This is a genomic window from Candidatus Kinetoplastibacterium desouzaii TCC079E (genome assembly GCF_000340795.1).
GTDB lineage: Bacteria > Pseudomonadota > Gammaproteobacteria > Burkholderiales > Burkholderiaceae_B > Kinetoplastidibacterium > Kinetoplastidibacterium desouzai.
Map to the genome: position 1 here is coordinate 25,482 of NC_020294.1, position 17,212 is coordinate 42,693.

Consider the following 17,212-nt stretch of genomic DNA (forward strand, 5'->3'; position numbering starts at 1 on the left):
AACAAGCAAGTCTAGATACTATATTTTAGTTACTAGCTCGGCGAAATGCTTCCATTAAAGGTTTTAATTTATCTCCTCTATTCTTTAACGAGGCTTTATTAACTATTAGTCTTGATGATATTTGCATTATATCTTCTACTGCTACTAATCCATTAGCACTGAGAGTGTCTCCTGTTGAAACAATATCTACAATTGCGTCAGCAAGGCCAATTAATGGAGCTAATTCCATGGAGCCATAAAGTTTAATAATATCTACGTAAACTCCCTTTGCCGCAAAATGATCTCTTGTCATTTTGATATATTTAGTAGCAACTCTTAATCTTGCTCCTTGTTTTACTGCATCTAGATAGTTGAAATCTTTCTTTACTGCTACTGAAAGTTTGCATTTGGCTATATTGAGATCAATTGGTTGATATAAACTACCTGGATGTTTTGCTGAGTGTTCTATTAAAATATCTTTACCTGCTATTCCTAAATCCGCAGATCCGTATTGAACATATGTTGGTACATCAGAGGCTCTTAATATTAGCAGTCTTATATTAGGATCACTAGTTTGTATTATTAATTTCCTTGATTTCTCAGGTTTTTCAGCAACTTGAATGCCAGCTTCTTCTAATAATGGCATTGTTTCTTCAAAAATTCTACCTTTTGATAGAGCAAGAGTAATTTTTATATTTGAAGACTCTTTCATTCTGCAATCCTTTTCGAAATTCTTTTAATATTAGCCCCTAGCATGCTAAGTTTCTTTTCCATTTTCTCATATCCACGATCTAAATGATATATGGATTCAATCCTTGTTTCTCCTTTGGCGGCCAAAGCAGCTATTACTAGACTAGCAGACGCACGCAAATCAGTAGCTTTAACAATTGTCCCTGAAAGGTAATTTACTCCTTTGATTATGGAATTATTCCCATCTATAATAATATTTGCTCCTAGCCTTTTTAGTTCTGGAACATGCATATATCTATTTTCAAATATATTCTCTTTAATAAAAGAAGTTCCATTTGCTATGGTATTTACTGCCATAAATTGAGCTTGCATGTCTGTTGCTAATCCAGGGTATTCAGATGTATTTATATTTACTGGATTTGGTCTTTTATACATGTTACATTTCAACCAATTATTACCAATCTCAATTTGTAAACCAGCTTCATGCAGTTTTTTTAAAGTTGCTGTCATTTCCAATGGATTGACATCTAATAATGTTATAGAACCACTTGTTGCAGCCAATGCACACATGAATGTTCCAGCTTCTATGCGATCTGGCGATATTTTATAATCAGCTCCACCTAGATAATCAACTCCGTCTATCTTTATTCTATTCGTCCCATGTCCATTAATTTTAGCTCCCATTTTTATTAGGAAGTTGGCTAAGTCAACAATTTCTGGTTCACATGCCGCATTATCTAATATGGTTTGTCCTTTTGCTAAGGTTGCCGCCATCATAAGATTTTCAGTGCCAGTTACAGTTATCATGTCTGGTTTTATATATGTTCCTTTTAATCTTTTTGATTTTGCAATGACAAAACCATGTTCTATTTGAATCTCTGCTCCCATAGCTTTTAAGCATTTTATATGTTGATCTATAGGTCTTTGGCCTATAGAACATCCTCCAGGAAGACTAACTTTTGCTTCTCCAAATCTAGTAATTAAAGGACCTAAAACAAGTATTGAAGCTCGCATTGTTTTTACAAGATCATAAGATGCTTCTGTATTATTGATATCGTTAGATTGGATTATTATTTCCTTGGGGTTTTTGGAAACTTTAACTCCGAATTGCTTTAAAAGTTCAATTACTGTTTTAACATCATTTAATTCTGGTACATTCTTTAAAACAATTGTTTCAGGTGTTAATAAACTAGCGCACAAAATAGGCAATGCAGCATTTTTAGCTCCAGAAACATATACTTCTCCGTGCAAGATTGATTGACCTATAACGTGTAATTCTTCATTAGAAACCATTTATGAATACAATAGCCTTTATTAGTTGATTTTATATTATTAGTTCAATTTAATTTTTAATTTTATAGCCAGTTTTTAACAAATGTAAAGTGAAAGTGGATAATATTATTAGAATTGAAGAAGTTACTATTAAACTTTGCCAAGGTGAAACATCAGATTGTGCAAAAAAACCAAAACGAAATCCATCTATTACATAAAATATTGGATTATAGAAAGAAATATTTTGCCAGAATTGAGGTAGTGTATGTATAGAATAAAAAACACCTGATAAGAAAGTAGAGGGCACAATTAAAAAGTTTTGAAATACAGATAATTGGTCAAATTTTTCAGAGCATAAGCCAGCTATAATACCTAATGACCCCATAATTCCACATGCAATTAATGAAAAAATTAATACCCATAATGGTTTAAGAGGGATTAAGGGAAACATAAAGAAAGAAATAAGCCAGACAAAAAAACTAACAGTTAATCCTCTAGTAATTGCTGCTGATATATATGCGAAAAATATTTCTTTATGTGAGATAGGGGCTACTAATATAAATATTATGTTACCTGTCATTCTACTTTGTACTATTGATGATGAAGGATTAGAAAAAGAATTTTGCAGCATGCTCATCATCATAAGACCAGGTATTAAAAAATGCATGTAAGGTATATCGTAATATGATTTTCTATCACTCATTACTTGTGCAAAAACCAGTAAATAGAGTATAGCTGTTATTACAGGCGCTGTAATTGTTTGAAAAAACACTTTGCAGAATCTAAGTTGTTCTTTAAACATTAAAGTTAAGAACCCAGATCTTTGTTGCTCTAAAATTTTTGTTACATTTATTACATAATCTTCTTTCACGCTTCTAACCTTTATTTCTTAGTTATTAAAAATCTTTTTTATTTGTTATTTTTACGAAGGCTTCTTCAAGATTTTGACATCCTATTTTTGATAGGAGATCTTTTGTGTAATCAAGAGCTACTAGCCTCCCTGATTTTAGTACAGCTATTCTTTCGCAAAGATTTTCAGCCTCTTCTAGATAGTGTGTGGTTAGTAATATTGTATGTCCTTTTTTGTTAAGTTTTGATATGAAATTCCACATGCTGTGCCTTAATTCTATATCAACCCCAGCAGTTGGTTCATCTAAAATTATTATTGGTGGTTTATGTACTAATGCCTGTGCAATTAATACTCTTCTTTTCATTCCGCCAGAAAGAGAGCGCATGTTATGTTCTGATTTTTCGGCTAATGATAAGTTGAATAAAATCTCATCTATCCAATCATCATTTTTTCTTAATCCAAAGTATCCTGATTGTAGTTTTAGAGTTTCTCTAACTGTAAAAAATGGATCATATATTAACTCTTGAGGAACAATACCAAGAAGTCTTCTTGTTTTTTTATACTCCTTTATAATATCAAAGCCATAAATCTTAGCATTGCCAGTGGTAGGATAAGTTAATCCTGATAATATTGATATTAGAGTTGTTTTTCCTGCGCCATTAGGTCCAATAAGCCCAAAAAATTCACCAGGTTTAACATGAAGATTTATATTGTTTAATGCCTGATTATCTTCTGTTTTAATAGTATTGTTTTTGTTATTAAAAAAATATCCCAATGCTTTTTTATTTTTACTATATCTCTTAGAGATTCCTTCTAGGATAATTGCACACATATATCAATTTCTTATTAAAAAGTCTATTTAACGAAGATGAGTATTAATAATTATTGTTGTTGAGGTTCTTAATTAATTTTTCTATACCATGTTTATTAATTTCTTGATTAAATTGTCCGCGATAGCTATCTATTAACCATATGCCTTCAATATTAATATCATAAATTTTCCATTTATTATCGTTTAAGTATAGTCTATATCCTATTTGAATTCTTTGTCCATTGGGTTGTTGTATAACAGCATTTACTAACGCATTGTTTAAATTTGTTTGGTTTTTATTTGGTTTAATTAACAGTGTGGAATCAGGAGATATTTTTAGTAAACCTAAGGTGTAAGTTTTAATTAATTTATTACGAAATGCTTTTATTAATTCTATTTTTTGTTCTTGTGTGACTTTTTTCCAGTGGTGACTTGTTGTTAATCTAGTTATTTTTTCAAAATCAACATGTGGGGTCATATATAATTCAATTATTTCATTTAATTTAACCATGTCAATGTTGTTAGGGTTTAAATTGCCCTTCATGGACCTGATGACGTTTTCAGAAACTTTAGATAGGAATTCATGTGGTGATTCTATATTTTGCGCATAGGCACTTGGAAAATAAATTATATTTATGTACAAAAGTGTTAGAAAAACTTTTTTGAGTTTATGAAATAATTGGTTCATATATTATTGTCCTTGATAAATTTAAGAATTTTTATTCATTGTAATCTTCTTCCGGGTATGGTTCATCATTTTGATAATTGCAAATAATTTCTTCCCTTTGTTTAGTGTAGCAGTCTCTAATTAGTATATATGGATCAATTGCAACTTCGTTTATTACGTCTGTTATGTTTAATATACTTGCTCTATAATCGACTATATACAGCGTATTTGTAAAATTATTTATATATAAAAGATTATTTTTAATATGTCCTGTGGGTTCTGGTAGATATTTTAATGACATGGCAGCTAAAGCATCACGAAAATTACTTGGGCCTGCAAAAGGTATAACTAAATAAGGTCCAGATGGCACTCCCCATTTGCCTAATGTAATACCAAAATCATTTGGTATTTTGTATGCGCCATTAATAGAGGCAACATCAAAGCATCCTCCTACTCCCATAGTTGTATTAAACAAGAACCTGCCAATAGTGTTAATCCCATTGATTCCTTGTCCTTGTAAAAAACTATTACAAGCTGATTTTAGATCTTCTACATTTGCAAATACATTATGTACACAGCTTTTAATTGGATTTGGAACTACATAATTATAAGATTTTGCAATTGGTAGTAATATAATCTTATCTACTATATTGTTAAATTTATGAGTTTTTCTGTTTATTGTTTCAAATGGATCTAACACTGTATTTTGTTTCATATTAAAGCTGTTGCATCCAGTAACTAACAAAGATAATATTATCAATGATATTTTGATGCTTGGAAGTTTTGATATAATATTTTTCATATTTTCAGTGCGCTATAAAGTATTCATTTTTTTTTATCATGTCTTTTGTTTCAAATGCTTCTTCTTTTTCTATAAAATAATAGAATAATTTTCCTACTAATGTTTCTAGAGATAATGCATTTTGTGTATATATAATTATTCCATTGTTGTCTAGCATTGTATTTTCTTCGCTTCCAGGTATTAGCGCAATGTATTGCTCTCCTAAGATGCCAGAGGTTAATATTGATGCTGAAGTATCTACAGGTAAAACTATCTTTTTATCAATGCTGATAATAACATCTGCTAGAAAGGTTTTATTATTGAATGAAATTTTTTTTACTCGACCAACAGTAATGCCAGCGCTTTTTACTGGGGAGTTTGTTTTTAATCCTCCAACGTCATCGAAGCTTGCGATTAGATTGTAAGTGGAGTTATAAGACATAAGGTTGAAATTGCTGGCTTGTAATGCAAGAAAAGCAAATGCTAATATTCCTAACATCACAAATGATCCTACTGATAATTCAAGTTTAGAGTTTGTCATAATCATGGAATTAACTAATTTTTGAACATTATAGCAGTTAGTAGGAAATTTATTCCTAATATCGATAAATAACCATTTACTACTGATCTAGTTATCGATTCTGATACGCCTTCTGGAGTTGGCTTTGATTGCCATCCTTCATATAAAGATATTGATATAGAAATTATTCCAAATATTAAACTCTTTAATAAGCTATTTAGTATATCTCCTTTTATATCAATTCCGTGTTGTATTTGAGACCAAAATACTCCTGAGTCTACTCCTGAAAATACTCCTATGTACCACCCACCCATGAGACCAGAAGTGCAAAATATGCTTGACAGCAAAGGCATTGATATTACGCCAGCAAAGAATCTTGGTGTTATTATTCTTCTTACTGGATCTACTGCCATAATTTTCATTGCAATTAGTTGTTCTTCAGCTTTCATGAGACCTATTTCTGCAGTTATCGAAGTACCAGCTCTACCAGCAAAGAGAATAGCAGTTACAACTGGTGATAATTCACGTATTAGAGATAGTGCTATAGTAAGTCCTAAGGCATCTTCTGATTTATATTTGCTCAATGTGTAATATCCTTGTAATCCTAGTATAAATCCTATAAAAACACCAGCAACAACAATTATTAATATAGATTTATTTCCAATAAAGTATATTTGTTGAAGTACTAATTTTGGTCGTTTTAGTATAATAATGATATTGGATATTATCCTATATAAGAAACATGTAAATTTTCCTATATTTAAAATATATTGATAAATCCAATGACCTATTATAAATATGTTGGTCATGTTTAGTTTCCTTGTTTTTTCAACCATTCCTTAAATTCAATTGTTTCTGGATAATGAAACGCTAATGGATTTTTAGAGTTTCCTTGTATGAATTGTTTTACATACAAATTATCTGATTTTGTTAAATCACTAGGTGTTCCAGATGATATTAGATTTTCTTGATCTATTATGTATACCATATCCGCTATTTCAAAAGTCTTTTTTACATCGTGCGTTATAATTATAGAAGCGCATTTAGTTTGAATGGAGAATGTTTTAATAAGTTTGGCTATTATATCTGTTGAAATTGGATCTAACCCAGAAAATGGTTCATCATACAGCATTATTTTAGGATTAAGCATCATTGCTCTTGCCAATGCAACACGTTTTGACATTCCTCCAGAAATTTTCGATATTGGTAAGTGTGCTGCAGCTCTGAGACCAACACTATTAAGTTTTTCTAAGACAATATCCACTAGTTTATTTTTTGGCAGTGTATTGTGTTCAACTACAGGGAATGCTACGTTCTCGAATACATTCAAATCTGAGAATAATGCCCCATGTTGAAATAAAACTCCTAGATTCTTTCTTATAAGTTTATTTTCTTTTTGAGATGTGGAATCCATTTTTTTATTTAGCATAGTAATAGAGCCTTGTTTTGCAGGTAATTGGCCAATTATTGTTTTTAGTAAAGTTGTTTTACCTGCTCCTGATCCTCCCATTATGGCTACTATTTTACCTTTTGATATTTTCATAGAAATATTTTTTAGGATTGTTCTTTCGTCATAACCTATAGCTAAGTTGTCTATAGATAAAATAGTGTCATCTTTATTCATAATCATGATTTTATATTGTTAATAAGAGTTCATTATAATTTATAGTTAATTTAATAACTAAACAAAATTTCTTTGATTATTTGTTATTATGAATATTTTTTAAAATTCAAAAGTAAAGTATAATCTTATTTATATAAACGATAGTATGAAGAAAAACATTGTTTGTTAATAGACAATTGAATATATCTGATAAAGCAACTCGAAGATTGGTAGCGTATATCTTGATTAAGTTAGTAAATATAAATTGCTCCAAGGAGGGGCGTTATGACCATAACTAATAAGTCTTTGGTTTTTACTGAAAAGAAATTACCGTCTTTTAATTTTGATACTTTTAATCTTGGTAACCTAGGTACCATAGAGGCATATATATCAGCAGTTAATAAATTACCTATTATTTCAGCAGAAGAAGAAATAGAGTTGGCTAGAAATTTGAGAGATTCAGGCGATTTATTCTCTGCTAGAAAACTTGTTTTATCGCATTTGCGTTTAGTTGTTTCGATTGCTAGACAGTATTTGGGTTATGGTTTGCCTCATGCAGATTTAATACAAGAGGGTAATATAGGTCTTATGAAGGCCATAAGGAGATTTGACCCAGAACGTGGTGTCAGATTGATGTCTTTTGCTGTTCATTGGATAAAAGCTGAAATACATGAGTTTGTTATAAAAAACTGGCGTTTAGTTAAGATTGCTACAACAAAAGCTCAAAGGAAAATATTTTTTAATTTGCGTAGCATGACTTCCAATAATAATGCGTCACTTAATTCTGATCAAGTAGGAAATATAGCTAAAAATTTGAATGTTCGCCTTGAGGATGTTAGAGAAATGGAAACCAGATTGTCTGGTTATGATATGTCTCTTGATGGGTATCAGGATGATGATGATAAACCTTATCCGATATCTTATTTGTCTGATGATAAACATGGTCCTGAGACCTTATTAGAGCAAAATGCAGATGATTTAATGAAGACAAAAGGTTTACAGGATGCTCTGAATATATTAGATAGTCGTTCTCGTAGAATAGTAGAGTCCAGGTGGTTAAAAGATGATTCAGGACCTACTTTACATGATTTAGCAAAAGAGTTTAATGTTTCTGCTGAAAGAATTAGACAGATAGAATCTGCTGCTATGAAAAAAATGCGAAGTTTTTTATTAAATAGAGTTTGATAATTGTTTTTTGAGTTTTTGCTAGTAGTTTTAATAATTAAAGGTTAGTTCTAATTCATTACTTTGGAATTTTTATGGATATTGGCTTTATTGTATTTGGATTGGCTGGGCTGTTAACCTTGGTTTGCTTTTTATCTCCACTTGCGGTACGTATAAAGATTCCATATTCTGTTTTATTGGCTATAGTAGGTTTCTTATTAGGTGTTGTGGTTCATACCCATAATTGGGCTCCGTTAATAGTTTCTGATTTTTTAGATTCATTGGGATCTTTGAAAATTTCCTCTAACGCTTTTTTAATAGTATTTTTACCTGTTTTGTTATTTGAAACCGCTTTGTCAATGAGTGTGCGTAGGATATTAGAAGATATTGGCCCCATTCTTATGATGGCTATTGTTGCTGTCGTTGTTTGTACAATAGTAGTTGGTTTTACATTAAATTCAATTTCTTCTTATGGGTTGGTGTCTTGTCTTTTACTAGGTTCTATAGTTGCTACAACTGATCCTGTGGCAGTTGTAGGCATATTTAGAGAAGTTGGTGCTCCTAAAAGACTTACTACTTTAGTAGAAGGAGAAAGTTTATTTAATGATGCTGCCTCTATAGCTTTATATTCTGTTTTATTGGTCGTTTTAGCTGATAATTCTGATTTGTCTGTTAATACAGTTGTTATAGATTTTATAGTGCTTTTCATAGGAGGTGGTTTGGCTGGCTACGTAATGGGACGTTTGGCATGTTTTCTTTTCTCATGGTTAAGAGATTTTCCTGCTGCTGAAATAACTCTTACTGTAACATTGGCATATTTATCTTTTTTTATATCAGAACACTATCTTCATGTGTCTGGTGTTGTTGCAACTGTTATTGCTGGTTTAGTTGTAGGTTCTACTGGTCGTACTAGAATGTCATCTAATACTTCTAAGTATTTGTCAAAATTTTGGGGGCAAATAGGTTTTTGGGCAAATTCATTGATTTTTCTTTTTTCTGCTATGTTAATTCCCCGTTTTATGGGTACTTTGAATTTGCAAATGTTGGTTCTTATATTGATTGTGTTTGTTGTTACTTTATTGTCAAGAGCAATAGTAGTTTTCGGCTTGTTACCAATCTTGGGTTTTACTAGATTTGGTACTACTGTCAGCTTACCATATAAAGCTGTTATGTTATGGGGAGGGTTAAGAGGTGCTGTGTCTTTAGCTTTAGCCCTAGCTGTTACAGAGCATACAATGGTACCTGAGGAACTAAGACATTTCATTGCATTAGTTACTACAGGTTTCGTTCTTATGACCTTATTCGTTAATGGAGTAACTCTTAGGCCTTTGATAAAGATTTTAAAACTCAATGAGCTTTCTCCTATAGAGTCAACTATAAGAAATCAGGTTTTAGGGGTTACTTTAGAAGAGTTACAAGAAAGGACAGTTGAGATTGCTGAGGTGGAAAATATTGGACCAGAATCTGTAGAGAGGGTTCAAGCTGTTTTTAGATCTAGTTTGTCTAGATTGCATGATGTTCAGTTAGCACAAATGAATAAAGATGAAAAAATATCAGCTGGACTTGCAATTTTAGCACAACGTGAAGAGGAGATGTTTTTAGACATATTAAAAGCTAAAATTATAGATGAAACAGTTGCTGAGTCTTTATTGTCTAGGGCAGAACATTTAGAAGATGTTATAAGAACAAGTGGTTTGGTAGGTTTTGAATCTAGCATAGAATATGATTTGAGATATTCTATGCTTTTTAGAGTTTCTTTGTGGGTACAGTATGTTTTTGGGTTTCAATATTTTCTTGCGAAGAATCTAGGTTATCGTTTCATAAGTCTTATGGGTAAAAGATCAGTATCTAAGCGTTTAATATCTTTTGCCAAAGAACAGGTTTCTCCAATATTAGGGAAAGAAGCTACTGAAATCATTATAAAAGCTCATGAGAAACGTTTGGCTTTTATAGAAAATTCTTTGCAGGCTATGAATTTGCAGTATCCTTGTTACGCTATGCGTTTGCAGGAAATTTATCTAGGTAGAGCTGCGTTTGAATTAGAACGTATTAGATATAGCGATATGTTAGAAAAATTTTTAATAAGTGGTGAAATTTATGATGATTTGATGGAGAAATCTAAGAATAGATGGCGCCATATTAGTATGAATCCTAGGTTGGATACTGAATTAAGTGCCTCTGAGTTAATAAAGAAAGTTCCTTTCTTTATTGGACTTAGCAATGAATCATTGAAATCGATAAGCAGATTATTAAAACCAATATTAGCTTTACCTGATCAAACTTTTATAACAAAAGAAAAGAATAATGGTGAAATGTATTTTGTGGCTTCTGGGGCTGTTGCTATGCATTTACCAGATAATACTGTTGTTGAGTTAGGAAGTGGAGAGTTTTTTGGTGAATTAAGTTTATTTGGACAAGCTCACTTAATATCTAAAGTAACTTCTCTTGGTTATAGTAAACTTTTACTGTTAAATTCCAAAGATTTGCGAACTTTCTTATCCAAAGATAATGACTTGAGAGAAAAGATAGAGCATGTAGCAAAACAGAGAATTTTAGCATTGCAATCTACTGTTATACCTGATGAAGATTTAGATCCTTCTTAATTATATTAAGTGTATCTGTTATGATTATAAAAGCGGCTTCTTCTGTAAATTCTCCTTTCTGAATTTTTGAGATTATTTTATTTATATTCATTTTATTTATAATTTCCACCTCACCATCATGGTTTATAGGGTGTTTTTGTTCTAATGAGCAACAAAGAGAGAATAGATCTTCAATTTGATAACCTTCCTTTGTTAATTTTTTAATATTTTTTATTTTTTTTATGTTGAATTGATCTATTATATTTAATAGGTCAATTCCGGCTTCTTCGAAACTTTCTCTTATTAATGCTTCCTCTATGCTTTCTTGATAGCTAACTAAACCTCCAACTAATGTATCCCATTTACCTGGATTGATGTATTTATTCATGGATCGTTTAGAAACCCAAATTGAATAATTTGACTCCCAGGCATTTAAATGTACTGACCGTGTTTTTAATCCTAAGAATCTAGCTGTGGAACGTTCTATAAATCCTATTGATTCTTCTTTGTGGAGAAGATCTATGAGTTCATCATGCCATTTTATTTGTACAGTATTTTTTATTAAAATGGCAATGTCATTCATAAGTAAATTTAATCTTTCTTTTGATAAAGAGTCGCCTATATATAGACAGTTGTTTATTATTTTACCTAGTTTATTATCTTGTATTTTATTAGATAAAGATTTTTCTATATAACCATCTGCTCTCATGGATATTTTTAAGGGCATATAATCTTTATGAATTGATTCTTCTAATATATTACTTAGTTCGTAGTGTTTATTTTCTAAATAATGAAGATCAAAAAAAAATTTTTCTTTTAACATAATGTTAATATTGATAAGTTGCTTATTTTTATATGCGTAGTTTATAAAAAATTAATTTTTATTGAAATTGTAATTATAGCTTTATAATTAGTTAAGTATTTTACTTTTATTTAATCAAAAGATTTATTTTATAGTCATATTATTATGCTTAATATTGTTATACTTGCTGCTGGGCTTGGTACAAGGATGAAATCGAATTTCCCTAAAGTTTTACATGCTTTGGCTGGTCGTCCTATGCTGGCTTATGTTATTGATAGTGCCTTAGCATTGAGACCATCATCTATAACTATAGTAGTGGGAAATGAATCAAATCAGATTCGAGATTTTGTAAAAAGATATTCATGTGATGTAAATTTTGTGGTGCAAGTTAATCAATTAGGTACTGGTCATGCAGTTAAACAAGCATTGCCAAATTTATTGGATAGTGGATCTGAGAAAGACTCAACTTTAATATTGTATGGGGATGTTCCTTTAGTCAAAACAATAACTATGGAGTCTCTTCTAGAAGCACGTAAGAATGGTTTAGGTATACTAACTAGTTTTTTAGATAATCCAAATGGTTATGGTCGTATTATAAGAGATCATAACGGTTTTATTAGAAAGATTGTAGAACATAGAGATGCAAATCAGATTGAGCTTAATATAAAAGAAATAAATACAGGTATTATTGCTGTTCCTACTGTTTTGTTAAAAAAATGGATAGTAAATCTTAATAATGATAATAAACAAAAAGAGTATTATCTTACTGATATAGTTGGTATGGCTGTATCTGAAGGTGTTTTTGTTGGTTCAAGCAGACCAAAAGAAAATTGGGAGATTCTAGGTGTTAATAATCATGTACAACAAGCAAATTTAGAAAGAATATGGCAAGAGGAACAAGCCAAATTAATTATGGAGTCAGGTGTTACTTTAGCAGATCCTAAGCGTATAGATATCAGAGGTACGTTAGAATGCGGTAAAGACGTTTTTATAGATGTAGGATGTATTTTTGAAGGAGTTGTTGTTTTAGGAGATAATGTGCGTATAGGTCCTTATTGTATTTTAAAAGATGTTTGTATTGCTCGAGATTCTATTGTAAATGCTTATAGTCATTTATGCGATGCAAATTTAGGTAATAATGTTCAAATAGGTCCATTTTCTAGATTGCGCGATTGTATTGATATTGATTCATATTCTAAGATAGGTAACTTTGTTGAAATAAAGAATAGTAATTTTGGAAAGTTAAGCAAGGCTAATCATCTTACTTATATAGGTGATGCAGATATTGGCTCAAATGTAAATATAGGAGCCGGTACTATTACATGTAATTATGATGGATTAAATAAATTTCGTACTATTATTGAAGATAATGCTTTTATAGGTTCAGATTCGCAATTGATAGCACCAGTTATGGTAGGTAAGGATGCTACAATAGCTGCTGGTACTACTTTAACTAATGATGCTCCAGAAGGGCAATTGACATTATCTAGAGTTCGTCAATATTCTATACCTGATTGGACTAGACCTGGGAGTGGGAATTCTAAAAAAGATTAATTGTTAATAGATTTTTATTTATAGTTTGCAATTTAAAAATTTTATTTTGGTTCTCGTGTATTCAATATGTTTATATTAATAAAGATAGTTCCTATGGAAATGATAGTTTTTTTAGCAAGTATACATAATTATCTATAGTTTAGAATTTTATAACTACAGAATATTTTTTTATTTTGATTGATAACTTATTTTGATAAATTAGATTTAGAACTAGAGGTTTTTATGTGCGGTATTGTATGTGCAGTTTCTAATCGTGATATATCTTCAATATTATTGGAAGGATTGTCACGTTTAGAGTATCGTGGGTATGATTCTTGTGGTATTGCTTTATTTGATAATAAGGAATTAAATAGAATCAGAAGTATGAAAAGAGTTCTTGATTTAAAAAAACAATTAATAGAATATCAATTTACAGGTTGTATAGGATTGGCTCATACTCGTTGGGCTACACACGGAATACCATCATATAATAATGCACACCCTCATTTTTCTAGTAATGAATCTGGGAAACCTCATATTGCGTTAGTTCATAACGGTATAATAGAGAATTATGAAGATTTTCGTGATAGCTTAGAAAATATTGGTTATAGATTTGAGAGCCAAACAGATACAGAAGTATTAGTACATTTGCTGAATCATTTATATACAGGAGATATATTTGATACAGTACAAAATGTTATGAAGTTATTGAAAGGATCTTATGCTATTGCTGTTTTTTGTTCTGATGAGCCTGATAGAATTGTAGGAGCTAGACAAGGAGCTCCATTAGTAGTTGGTGTCGGTGAAGGAGAAAATTATTTATCTTCAGATAGTCTAGCAATATCAGATAAAGTAAAAGAAATAATTTATTTAGAAGATGGTGAAATAGTAGATTTAAGAAGACATTGTATAAATGTTATTAATAAAGATGGTTTTCTGATAGAAAAGTTGAGACATTCAGCTGTTAATTTTGTTTTAACATCAGAACTAGGTAAGTACCGGCATTATATGCAAAAAGAGATTTTTGAACAACCTATGGCCGTTGCTGATACTCTACATGGTTTGGATAGTTTGTCTATGGAAATCTTTGGAAGGGGTTCTAGTAAATTATTTAAAACAATAGATTCTGTTTTAATTGTAGCTTGTGGTACAAGTTATTATGCTGGTATGACAGCAAAATATTGGATAGAATCTTTAGCTAAAATAAGAGTTGATGTTGAAATAGCTAGTGAATATATTTATCGTGATAGTGTGCCAAATGTCAATTCTCTTGTGTTAGCTATTTCACAATCTGGTGAAACAGCTGATACATTATCAGCATTGAAACATGCCAAATCTCTAGGTATGAAGAATACAATGTCTATATGTAATGTTTCTACAAGCTCTATAGTTAGAGAGAGTTTATTAAATTACATAACAAGAGCGGGTATTGAAATTGGAGTTGCTTCAACAAAAGCTTTTATTACCCAGTTAACTGCACTTTTCTTGTTGTCTATATCATTAGCAAATTCACGTGGATTATTAACTAATGATCAGGAAATTATTTTTTTAAAAGATTTACGACATTTACCTTCATCTATAGGTGCTGTGCTTTCTTTAGAGCCTTTTATTATGGAGTGGGCTGAGTATTTTTCTAGTAAGGAAAATGTGTTGTTCTTAGGTCGTGGAAGACATTATCCTATAGCCCTAGAGGGAGCTTTGAAAATGAAAGAAATTAGTTATATTCATGCAGAAGCTTATCCTGCTGGTGAACTTAAACATGGGCCATTAGCTTTAGTTACTGAACATATGCCAGTAGTAGTTGTTGCGCCAAATGATGCTCTTTTGGAAAAAATAAAATCAAACATGCAAGAAGTTAGAGCACGTGGTGGTAATTTATATGTTTTTGCTGATAAATATAGCAAGATTTTAAATGACTCTGGTATTAAAGTCATTCATATGCCTGAATGTTATGGTATTCTTTCTCCTATTTTATACGCTATTCCACTACAACTTCTGTCTTATCATACAGCTCTAATATTAGGTACAGACATAGATAAACCAAGGAATTTAGCTAAGAGTGTGACTGTTGAATAATATTACTCATCGTAATTTAATTGTTTGAATTGCGATGAGTAATATATAATTTTTTATTGCTTAGATAGTAATTCTTTTAATTTTTCTCCAGGATTATTAGATTTCATTAGAGTCTCTCCTATAAGGAAAGCATTTACATTATTTTGTTGCATAAGTTTTATGTCTGATGAGGAATTGATACCACTTTCTGTTACTATAATTTTATCTTTTGGAATATGATTTAGCATACTAATAGTAGTATTTAAACTTACCATAAAGTTTGTTAGATCTCTATTATTGATACCAATAAGCTGTGTTTTTAATTGAAGTGCTATCTCTAACTCTTTTAAATTATGTGATTCAATTAAAACATCCATTCCTAGTTCTATTGCAGTATTTTCTAATTCAAGTAATTGTTTTAGGTTTAGAGCACCTGCTATCAGTAATATACAGTCAGCTCCCATGGCTCTAGATTCAACAACTTGATAATTGTCAATTATAAAATCTTTACGTAATATAGGAATAGAACAGGCAGATTTAGCCTCTTTTAGGTAAACAGGTGATCCTTGGAAAAATTTATTGTCAGTTAATACTGATATGCAAGTAGCTCCATTTGATTCATATATGGAAGCTATTTTTGTTGGATTAAAATTTGTGCTGATAATTCCTTGAGAAGGAGATGCTTTTTTAATTTCTGCAATAATTGCAGGTATTCCTTCCTTTATTGTTTTTTTTATTGATTGAGAGAAGTTACGAATATCGTCGTTAGTAATATTTTTTAATAATTCATTTTCACTGTAATTTTTTTTTGATTCTATAATTTCTTCTTTCTTTGTTTCTATTATTGTTTTAAGAATATTGTTCATTTTATAAATTTCCTAGTATATTTACAAAATTCTTCTAGTTTATCTCTAGCTGAATGATTTTTAATTGTTTCAAATGCCATGGATATACCTTGATGTATGGTTCTAGCTTTATTGCCTGTATATATGGCTAATCCAGCATTTAAAGCAACAATATCTCTAGCAGCCCCTTCTACGTTATTTAATGCTTCTAATATTAAATCTTTTGATTCTGATCTATTAGCAACTTTAATATTTCTATTAGAAGTCATTGGTATACCAAAGTCTTCAGGATGAATTTCGTACTCACTAATTTTTCCATCCTTTAATTCACCAATCATGCTTGCGCTACCTAATGCTGCTTCATCCATTCCTTCTTTGCCGTATACTATTAAAACATGTTTTGCTTTTAGTTTTTTTAGTACTCGTACTTGTATTCCAACTAAGTCAGGATGGAATACTCCCATTAATTGATTAGGTGCTTCTGCTGGATTTGTTAAAGGTCCTAAAATATTAAAGATTGTTCTTACTCCTAGTTCTTTTCTTATTTTGGCTATGTTTTTCATAGCATTTTGATAAATTGGAGCAAACATAAATCCTATACCAGTATTTTCAAGACATTCTGCTACTTGTTCTGAGTTTAGTTCTATATTTACACCTAGTTCTTCTAACACATCAGCACTTCCAGATAGAGATGATGCTCCTCTATTTCCATGCTTAGCTATTTTAACTCCAGCAGCAGCAGCTACAAATATTGAGGCTGTGGAAATGTTAAAAGTGTTACTATTATCACCTCCGGTACCGCATATATCCAAAAGATCATCTTTATAGTTTAATGAAATAGGAATTGAAGATTCTCTTAGAGCTTGTGCAGCAGCAGTAATTTCTTCAATGGTTTCTTTTTTTACGCGGAGTCCTATAAGAATAGCGCTAGTGATTTGTGGTGATAGTTCACCTTTAATAATCATACGCATGATATGTAACATTTCATCGTAAAATATTTCACGGTGTTCTATGCAACGTGTAAGTGTTTCATTAATTGAGATAGTCATATTAGTTAT

At 30.7% G+C, this 17,212-nt stretch carries 16 protein-coding genes; 4 read left to right on the plus strand and 12 right to left on the minus strand.

Annotated elements, in window-relative coordinates:
* Window positions 1-25 precede the first annotated feature (25 nt).
* From hisG to CDSE_RS00170, 9 genes are all read right to left on the minus strand, one after another.
* Complete coding sequence (gene hisG, locus CDSE_RS00130) at window positions 26-691, minus strand: ATP phosphoribosyltransferase (RefSeq protein ID WP_015395997.1); 666 nt, start codon at window positions 689-691, stop codon at window positions 26-28.
* Window positions 688-1,962, minus strand: a complete 1,275-nt coding sequence (murA, locus tag CDSE_RS00135; protein ID WP_015395998.1) for a UDP-N-acetylglucosamine 1-carboxyvinyltransferase — start codon at window positions 1,960-1,962, stop codon at window positions 688-690. The genes hisG and murA overlap by 4 nt, the downstream gene beginning before the upstream one ends.
* A 49-nt stretch (window positions 1,963-2,011) precedes the next feature.
* Window positions 2,012-2,743 (minus strand): ABC transporter permease, encoded by a 732-nt coding sequence (locus CDSE_RS00140; protein ID WP_083873558.1) that lies wholly within the window; start codon window positions 2,741-2,743, stop codon window positions 2,012-2,014.
* A 94-nt stretch (window positions 2,744-2,837) separates the two neighbouring features.
* Window positions 2,838-3,623: an ABC transporter ATP-binding protein gene (locus CDSE_RS00145; protein WP_015396000.1), complete on the minus strand. Its 786-nt coding sequence runs from the start codon at window positions 3,621-3,623 to the stop codon at window positions 2,838-2,840.
* Window positions 3,624-3,666: 43 nt separating this feature from the next.
* Complete coding sequence (locus tag CDSE_RS00150; protein WP_015396001.1) at window positions 3,667-4,290, minus strand: MlaC/ttg2D family ABC transporter substrate-binding protein; 624 nt, start codon at window positions 4,288-4,290, stop codon at window positions 3,667-3,669.
* Window positions 4,291-4,321: 31 nt separating this feature from the next.
* The gene (locus tag CDSE_RS00155; RefSeq protein WP_015396002.1) at window positions 4,322-5,071 is read right to left on the minus strand and encodes an MlaA family lipoprotein; all 750 of its coding nucleotides are present in this window, start codon (window positions 5,069-5,071) and stop codon (window positions 4,322-4,324) included.
* Between the two features lie 4 nt (window positions 5,072-5,075).
* The gene (gene mlaD, locus CDSE_RS00160) at window positions 5,076-5,591 is read right to left on the minus strand and encodes an outer membrane lipid asymmetry maintenance protein MlaD (protein ID WP_015396003.1); all 516 of its coding nucleotides are present in this window, start codon (window positions 5,589-5,591) and stop codon (window positions 5,076-5,078) included.
* A gap of 14 nt (window positions 5,592-5,605) precedes the next feature.
* Window positions 5,606-6,379, minus strand: coding sequence for a lipid asymmetry maintenance ABC transporter permease subunit MlaE (gene mlaE / locus CDSE_RS00165; RefSeq protein WP_015396004.1), 774 nt, complete (start codon window positions 6,377-6,379; stop codon window positions 5,606-5,608).
* 2 nt (window positions 6,380-6,381) lie between these two features.
* Entirely contained in the window at window positions 6,382-7,194 is an 813-nt protein-coding gene (locus CDSE_RS00170; protein ID WP_015396005.1) for an ABC transporter ATP-binding protein, read from the minus strand.
* Between the two features lie 264 nt (window positions 7,195-7,458).
* Here CDSE_RS00170 and rpoH point away from each other — a divergent pair, with 264 nt between their 5' ends.
* Together rpoH and CDSE_RS00180 are read left to right on the plus strand one after the other, a co-directional pair.
* Entirely contained in the window at window positions 7,459-8,358 is a 900-nt protein-coding gene (gene rpoH, locus CDSE_RS00175) for an RNA polymerase sigma factor RpoH (protein WP_015396006.1), read from the plus strand.
* Window positions 8,359-8,432: 74 nt separating this feature from the next.
* The gene (locus CDSE_RS00180; RefSeq protein ID WP_015396007.1) at window positions 8,433-10,940 is read left to right on the plus strand and encodes a cation:proton antiporter; all 2,508 of its coding nucleotides are present in this window, start codon (window positions 8,433-8,435) and stop codon (window positions 10,938-10,940) included.
* Here CDSE_RS00180 and CDSE_RS00185 read toward each other — a convergent pair.
* The gene (locus CDSE_RS00185) at window positions 10,909-11,742 is read right to left on the minus strand and encodes an NUDIX domain-containing protein (RefSeq protein WP_015396008.1); all 834 of its coding nucleotides are present in this window, start codon (window positions 11,740-11,742) and stop codon (window positions 10,909-10,911) included. The genes CDSE_RS00180 and CDSE_RS00185 overlap by 32 nt on opposite strands.
* A 144-nt stretch (window positions 11,743-11,886) precedes the next feature.
* Between CDSE_RS00185 and glmU the strand changes: the two genes are divergently transcribed.
* Together glmU and glmS are read left to right on the plus strand one after the other, a co-directional pair.
* Window positions 11,887-13,275, plus strand: coding sequence for a bifunctional UDP-N-acetylglucosamine diphosphorylase/glucosamine-1-phosphate N-acetyltransferase GlmU (gene glmU / locus CDSE_RS00190; RefSeq protein WP_015396009.1), 1,389 nt, complete (start codon window positions 11,887-11,889; stop codon window positions 13,273-13,275).
* A 222-nt stretch (window positions 13,276-13,497) separates the two neighbouring features.
* Window positions 13,498-15,330 (plus strand): glutamine--fructose-6-phosphate transaminase (isomerizing), encoded by a 1,833-nt coding sequence (gene glmS / locus CDSE_RS00195; protein WP_041186239.1) that lies wholly within the window; start codon window positions 13,498-13,500, stop codon window positions 15,328-15,330.
* A gap of 53 nt (window positions 15,331-15,383) precedes the next feature.
* On the opposite strand, the gene trpC is transcribed toward glmS, so the two are convergent.
* Both trpC and trpD read right to left on the minus strand, forming a co-directional pair.
* Window positions 15,384-16,175 (minus strand): indole-3-glycerol phosphate synthase TrpC, encoded by a 792-nt coding sequence (gene trpC, locus CDSE_RS00200; RefSeq protein WP_015396011.1) that lies wholly within the window; start codon window positions 16,173-16,175, stop codon window positions 15,384-15,386.
* Complete coding sequence (gene trpD, locus CDSE_RS00205; protein ID WP_015396012.1) at window positions 16,172-17,203, minus strand: anthranilate phosphoribosyltransferase; 1,032 nt, start codon at window positions 17,201-17,203, stop codon at window positions 16,172-16,174. Before trpD ends, trpC begins: the two co-directional genes overlap by 4 nt.
* Window positions 17,204-17,212 lie beyond the last annotated feature (9 nt).

Coding starts and splice junctions, on each gene's coding strand:
- mlaE (WP_015396004.1), bottom strand. CDS start 6,379: ATGACCAACATATTTATAATAGGTCATTGGATTTATCAATATATTTTA.
- CDSE_RS00140 (WP_083873558.1), bottom strand. CDS start 2,743: ATGTTTAAAGAACAACTTAGATTCTGCAAAGTGTTTTTTCAAACAATT.
- hisG (WP_015395997.1), bottom strand. CDS start 691: ATGAAAGAGTCTTCAAATATAAAAATTACTCTTGCTCTATCAAAAGGT.
- murA (WP_015395998.1), bottom strand. CDS start 1,962: ATGGTTTCTAATGAAGAATTACACGTTATAGGTCAATCAATCTTGCAC.
- trpC (WP_015396011.1), bottom strand. CDS start 16,175: ATGAACAATATTCTTAAAACAATAATAGAAACAAAGAAAGAAGAAATT.
- mlaD (WP_015396003.1), bottom strand. CDS start 5,591: ATGACAAACTCTAAACTTGAATTATCAGTAGGATCATTTGTGATGTTA.
- glmU (WP_015396009.1), top strand. CDS start 11,887: ATGCTTAATATTGTTATACTTGCTGCTGGGCTTGGTACAAGGATGAAA.
- CDSE_RS00155 (WP_015396002.1), bottom strand. CDS start 5,071: ATGAAAAATATTATATCAAAACTTCCAAGCATCAAAATATCATTGATA.
- CDSE_RS00185 (WP_015396008.1), bottom strand. CDS start 11,742: ATGTTAAAAGAAAAATTTTTTTTTGATCTTCATTATTTAGAAAATAAA.
- CDSE_RS00170 (WP_015396005.1), bottom strand. CDS start 7,194: ATGAATAAAGATGACACTATTTTATCTATAGACAACTTAGCTATAGGT.
- CDSE_RS00150 (WP_015396001.1), bottom strand. CDS start 4,290: ATGAACCAATTATTTCATAAACTCAAAAAAGTTTTTCTAACACTTTTG.
- trpD (WP_015396012.1), bottom strand. CDS start 17,203: ATGACTATCTCAATTAATGAAACACTTACACGTTGCATAGAACACCGT.
- rpoH (WP_015396006.1), top strand. CDS start 7,459: ATGACCATAACTAATAAGTCTTTGGTTTTTACTGAAAAGAAATTACCG.
- glmS (WP_041186239.1), top strand. CDS start 13,498: ATGTGCGGTATTGTATGTGCAGTTTCTAATCGTGATATATCTTCAATA.
- CDSE_RS00180 (WP_015396007.1), top strand. CDS start 8,433: ATGGATATTGGCTTTATTGTATTTGGATTGGCTGGGCTGTTAACCTTG.
- CDSE_RS00145 (WP_015396000.1), bottom strand. CDS start 3,623: ATGTGTGCAATTATCCTAGAAGGAATCTCTAAGAGATATAGTAAAAAT.